The sequence below is a fragment of the Conexibacter woesei Iso977N genome, assembly GCF_000424625.1.
Taxonomy (GTDB): Bacteria; Actinomycetota; Thermoleophilia; order Solirubrobacterales; family Solirubrobacteraceae; genus Baekduia; species Baekduia woesei_A.
Window position 1 is genome coordinate 1 of record NZ_AUKG01000009.1, and the last position, 5,375, is coordinate 5,375.

The 5,375-nt window shown below is 69.7% G+C and carries 3 protein-coding genes; 1 reads left to right on the top strand and 2 read right to left on the bottom strand.

The window, feature by feature from the left end; genetic code table 11:
• Positions 1-102: glyoxalase (locus H030_RS40740; protein WP_035130592.1), on the top strand; the 102-nt coding region annotated here is incomplete at its 5' end.
• Positions 103-194: 92 nt separating this feature from the next.
• Here H030_RS40740 and H030_RS39445 read toward each other — a convergent pair.
• Together H030_RS39445 and H030_RS0127985 are read right to left on the bottom strand one after the other, a co-directional pair.
• Positions 195-353 (bottom strand): hypothetical protein, encoded by a 159-nt coding sequence (locus tag H030_RS39445; RefSeq protein ID WP_155892329.1) that lies wholly within the window; start codon positions 351-353, stop codon positions 195-197.
• Between the two features lie 55 nt (positions 354-408).
• Positions 409-5,064: an RHS repeat-associated core domain-containing protein gene (locus H030_RS0127985; protein ID WP_027008558.1), complete on the bottom strand. Its 4,656-nt coding sequence runs from the start codon at positions 5,062-5,064 to the stop codon at positions 409-411.
• Positions 5,065-5,375 lie beyond the last annotated feature (311 nt).

Consider the following 5,375-nt stretch of genomic DNA (forward strand, 5'->3'; position numbering starts at 1 on the left):
GCCGACGTGGCCGACGACGTCCAGGACATGGACGGCGTCGGCCGCTTCGGCTGGGTCACCGATCCGGAGGGCAACCGGATCGAGCTGTGGCAGCCCGCGTAGCCCGTCAGGCGCGGTAGCGGTCGACGAGCGCCTTGACGACGGCGACCACGACGGCCAACAGCGCGCCGAGGCCGATCCCCACCACGCTCCAGTCAGTGGCCAGTATCACGCCGGCTCCGGAACCACGCGTCGAGCGCGACGTTGATCAGCAGGCTGACGACGACGAGCGCGACGACCGACCACGCCTGCACCGCCAGCATGACGACGAGCAGGACCCCGAGGATCAGGTAGCGCCCCGCGATCCAGCTCACGCGGAGCGCTCCCCGTCGCGTCGGCCGTGATGATCGGTCATCGCCACGGAGCTTCTCACAGTCCGACCGAGTCGAGCGCCGAGTCGATCAGCCTCTTGGCCGGCTTCTCGGCCACCTTGCGCACGTCGTTGTAGCCGGTGGCCACCGAGCAGAGCGCGCCGGCCGTCTCGCTGTGGACAGCCTCGCCGCCCTTCTTGCAGGCGACCGACGTGATGCAGCCTTCCGCCGCGCCGCCGACCGCGCCGACCCAGCCGCCCTCGGCGGCCCCGCCCGCCGCGCCGGTCGCCGCGCCGACGCCGCACTCGGCGACGTCCGAGGCGTAGCCGGCAAGGTCGACGTAGTTGACCGGGTTCCCGCCGACGAAGGCGTAGCGGTTGGCGTTCTGCTGGCTGGCCACCAGGCTCAGCGGATCCTGCTGGGTCCAGCGGGCGATCGACGGGTCGTAGAAGCGGGCGCCGTAGTGGTAGGTCCCGTTGGGCAGCAGCTGGCCGCCGTCGAAGCCGAGGTCGGTGACGACGCCCGTGCCGGTGCCGGTGCCGGTGGACGTGCGGTTGCCGTCCGGGTCGTAGGAGTAGGTGCGGGTCAGGCTGTTGGCGTTGTCGTCGCCCAGCGCGGTGATCGAGCCGACGTTGTTGGCGAAGAGGTACTGCTTCGTCGTGGCGCTGCGCTGCGCGACGGGGGTGCCGTCGGGCTGCCGGGTGTAGCCGGTCGTCGCTCCGCCGACGATCTCACGGGTCAGGCCCAGGAGGTCGTTGTGGTAGGCGTTGCTGCCGTAGCCGACGAGCTCCTGCTGGCCCGGCGTCAGGTAGCTCAACGACGCGGAGCCGCTGGTGCCGGTCACTCGGCTGAGCGCGTCGTAGGTGTTGCTGCCGGTCGTCTGGTTGCCCGCCCTGTCGAACGCGTAGGTCGTCGCGCCGCTCGGGGGCGTCCCGCAGGCGTTCGCGCTCGTCCCGGTGTAGGCCCAGCACAGCTCGTTGACCGCGTTGTAGGCGTACGTCGTGGTCGTCGTCGTGCCGCTGACCGTGTGCCTGCGCGTCACGCGGTTGCCCGCCCTGTCGTAGGTGTAGCCCCAGTTGTCGGTCTGCGTGCCGCCGCTGTTGGTCGTGATCGCGCTCGTCAGCGCCCCGGTCGTCTGGGCGTTGGTGTTGTCGTACCTGTAGGCCGTCGTCGAGGTGCCCGGCTGCTGGACGACCTTCGAGACCAGCGCCTGTTCCCTGCCGCCCGACTGCTGGTAGGTGTAGGAGAAGCCCTGGAGCACCGTCCCGGCGTGGTTCTTGACCGCGATGCTCGTCGGGGCGCCGTTGGCGTCGGCCTGCAGGATCTCCGTCAGGTTCGCCCCCGGGAACGTGGCCGTCTGGCGCGACACCGCGCCGCCGTTGGCCGACGAGGACCCGCCGAGGTCGGTGTAGCCGTAGCCGATCGCGTCGCAGCTGGCCGGCGTGGTCGAGCAGTTCGCCGTGCCGGTCTTCGGTGACAGGATCGAGGTCAGCCGGTTGATGTCGTCGTAGGCGTAGGTCGTCGTGCCCATCGGGTCGGTCAGCGACGTCAGGTTGCCGATCTTGTCGTAGCCGTACCCGTTCGTCAGCGACCCCGGGAACGTCTCACCGGTGCGGCGGTTGAGGTTGTCGTAGGTGTAGGACGTCGTGTTGACCGTCGTCGCGCCGCTCCTCTCGACGCGCGCCGTCGGGTTGCCGTCGTTGTCGTAGGTGATGGTGTACGACTTGCCGTTGGAGTACGTCACGGACGTGACGCGGTCCTCGCCGTCGTAGACCAAGGTCGCCGTCGTGCCGAGCCCGTCGGTGACCGTCCTGACCTTGTTGTTGGGGTAGTAGGTGAACGTGGTGTTGCCGAGCAGCACGCCGCCGCCCGGGGGCGCGATCGTCGTGAGGTTGTGGCCCGTGTAGCTGTAGGTCGTCGTGTTGCCGTTGCCGTCCCTCGACGTCGCGAGGGTGCCGTCGGTGTTGTAGGTCAACGCGAGGCCCGCGACCGTCGGGCTGGTGTCGGCCATGACCCGCGTGAGGTCACCCGTGGCGTTGTAGTCGAAGTCGCTCCTGGTGCCCTGCTCGTCGGTGACCTGCGAGACGCTGTGCTCGGCCATCGAGCCGGCGACGCCGTCGGCGCAGCCGTTGCTCCCGCCCGCGTTCTGGCAGTACGTCAGGCCGAACGAGGCGCCCGAGGGCTCGTCGCCCCTGTAGAGGTTGTGGTTGGCGTCGTTGGTGTAGGACAAGGCCAGCGGGTTGCCGGTGCCGCCCGCCGCGCTGATCGCGCTCGTGACGTTGCCCTGCGCGTTGTAGGCCTGCTGCTGCCTGCGCCTCAGCGCGTCCCACGTCTCGACGACCTGACCATCGGCGTTGTAGCAGTAGGTCGTGAGCTTGCCGCGCGGGTCGGTCTCGACGGTGCGGCCGTTGGTCGTGTCCGAGCACGAGTGGCCGAAGCCGTCGGCCGGCGCGTAGTCGAACTGCCACTTGACGTCGTTGGCGCCGCCGTCGACCACGCGGGTGACCGAGGTGACCTGCTGCCAGTCACCGGTCGCGCCGCTGTAGCCGATCTGGATGTCGTGGCCGCGGGCGTCGGTGATCTTGTTCATCCAGTCCCAGATGTCGGCCGGATGCGAGGTGTCGTACGTGTACCTCGTGATCTTGCCGTCGGGGTTGGTGTAGGAGTCGAGGTTGTGCCAGGTGCCGGTCAGGCCGTACCTCCAGCTGCGGCCCTGCGCGTCGGTGATGCTGGTGATCACGCCGCCGGCGTTGTGGTTGACCGTCAGCGTGTTCCCGTAGGAGTCGGTGATCGACGACAGCGTCGTCGGGTCGGCCTCGTTGGTGTAGTGCAGGGTGATGGTGTTGCCGTGGGCGTCCTTGATCTGCGTGAGCGCCTGGTGGTAGCCGTCGAGGTCGTCGCCGTAGGTCCAGACGCGCCCGTCGGGCCAGGTCACGGTCACGCCGTTGGTCGACGCGCTCTCGACCATCCTGCCGTCGAAGCCCGAGGGCGTCGCGAGGTTCGGCGCGCCGATCGAGTCGATGTTGGCGTCGGTGTTCTCGAAGCGGTAGACCGCGCCGCCGTTGGCGTACAGCGTGTGGCCGTGGCTGAGCCACGAGAAGTCCATCTTCAGCGCCGCGCCGTTGATGCTCTCCGTCCAGGCCGAGCCCAGCATGTGCTGGTCGCTGACGTCCTCGGAGTTGTAGGTGCGCGACACGTTGAGGTCCATGCCGTTGACGCCCGGGATGTTGATGTCGTTGGCCTCGACCGCCATGTTGCCGGTCGTGACGTTGACCCTCAGGTCGGAGCGGTCGTCGATGCCGATCGACTCGTAGGACTGGTCGCGCTCGCTGCCGGGGCGCGCCCTCCAGTCGATGTCCAGCAACGGGCGGCTGTCGTGGTTGGCGTCGTAGTCCTCAGGGCCGCCGATGGTCTCGAGCGCGTTCTGCGTCTCGTCGTTGGCCTTGATCATGATGCCGTTGTCGTTGGAGCCGGTGGACCCGTGCACGTTCTGCGTGCGGACCCAGCTCTGGGCGACCGCCGTGACGTCCCAGCCGATGCCGCCACCGACGAAGTCCTGCTCGACGCGGTTGGAGGTGATCGGCGGCAGGCCGTTGGCCGGCGCGGTGTCGCCGCCCGGCGTCGGCCAGGAGTTGACGCCGTCGTAGGCGTTCCAGGTCGCGCCGCCGTCGAACGCGTGGCTCAGCGGGGCGGCGTCCAGGCGCGGGGTCACGGCCGTGTTGGACATCTGCTCGAGCGTCAGGCCCAGCTGCGCGTATTGGACCGTCGCGTTGACCGGGATGTTGGCGGTCTCGACGTCCGGGAAGCGCAGGAGCGCGCGCTGGACGTGCGAGCCGTCGTAGCCGACGCGCAGGTGGACGTCGTCGCAGTCGGGCGTGTCGGCCAGCGAGCCGTTGGAGATCGTGCAGTCGGTCGACCACGGGGTCCACAGGCTCGGGTCGACTGCCACGGGGAACGCGGCGTGGGAGAGCCAGTCGCGGTCGACGGTCAGCGTCAGCGTGCCGCCGTCGGCCGACAGGGCGTACCTGGCGTGCGCGGCGACGGGCGCCGCAGCGCCGTGCTCCTGGACGGTCGGGGCGGGGATCGTGAAGCGCGTCGTGCCGTGGTCGTCGGTGAGGTCGACCGAGCCGTCGCCGCGCAGCTTCGGCGTGAGGCCCGCGCTCGGATTCAAGTTGAAGGTGTAGGTCGACGGCGCGGTCGCGTCGGCGAGCGTGAGCGTCTCCTTGACGCCGTTGGAGGCGGTCGCGTAGGAGGCGTCGACGCCGGAGCGGACGCCGTCGTAGGTCGCACGGTCGCCGCTGACCTGCGCGCTCGCGTCGTCGCTTGCGCCCTGCAGCGCGAAGTCCACCGAGCGGCCGGCGGAGTCCTCGACGTGCACGGGCCGGTCGAGCGTGTCGGGCAGCGTGACGGTCGTCGGCGCGGCGGTCGTGCGGTACTCGGATCCGTCGGCGCGGAGCGTCGTGTCGACAGCCTTCCAGGCACCGGAGCCGTCGCGCACGTTGACGGGGTGCGACCAGATGCTCGTGCGACGCGTGCCGTCGGCGAGCAGGTAGGTGCGCGCGGTCGCGGTCCGCAACGAGGGCAGCTCTCGGAGGACCTTGGCGCCCGAGCGCCTCGCCGGGACCGCGGCCTTGCGCAGGGCGCCGCGGGGCGGGGACGCCGGCGCCGCGGCGCCGGTGACGACAAGGGCGATCAGGCCGGCAAGCAGCGACACGACCAGCAGCGAACGACGCGACCAAACAGCGCGCACAGGACCCCTCCAGGGCTCAAGAAGACGCGGTGTGGGGCCGCGCGAGATGAAACATCGAGCGTTCGCCTACGAACGCAGCGGCCACAAAACAGGGCTGACCAATTGATGTCAACCCGTATCGACTACTTCCATAGGCCTTTGTCCGATCACGTACGCTGCGCAATGGTCAGCGTTTGCCCAGGGCGTCCTGCCAGATCGGCAAGTTGGTGTGAACGCGCCCGTGCGCAGCGGCGTGTCACGATGCCGCGCATGGAACACGTGCTCGGCATCGGCGG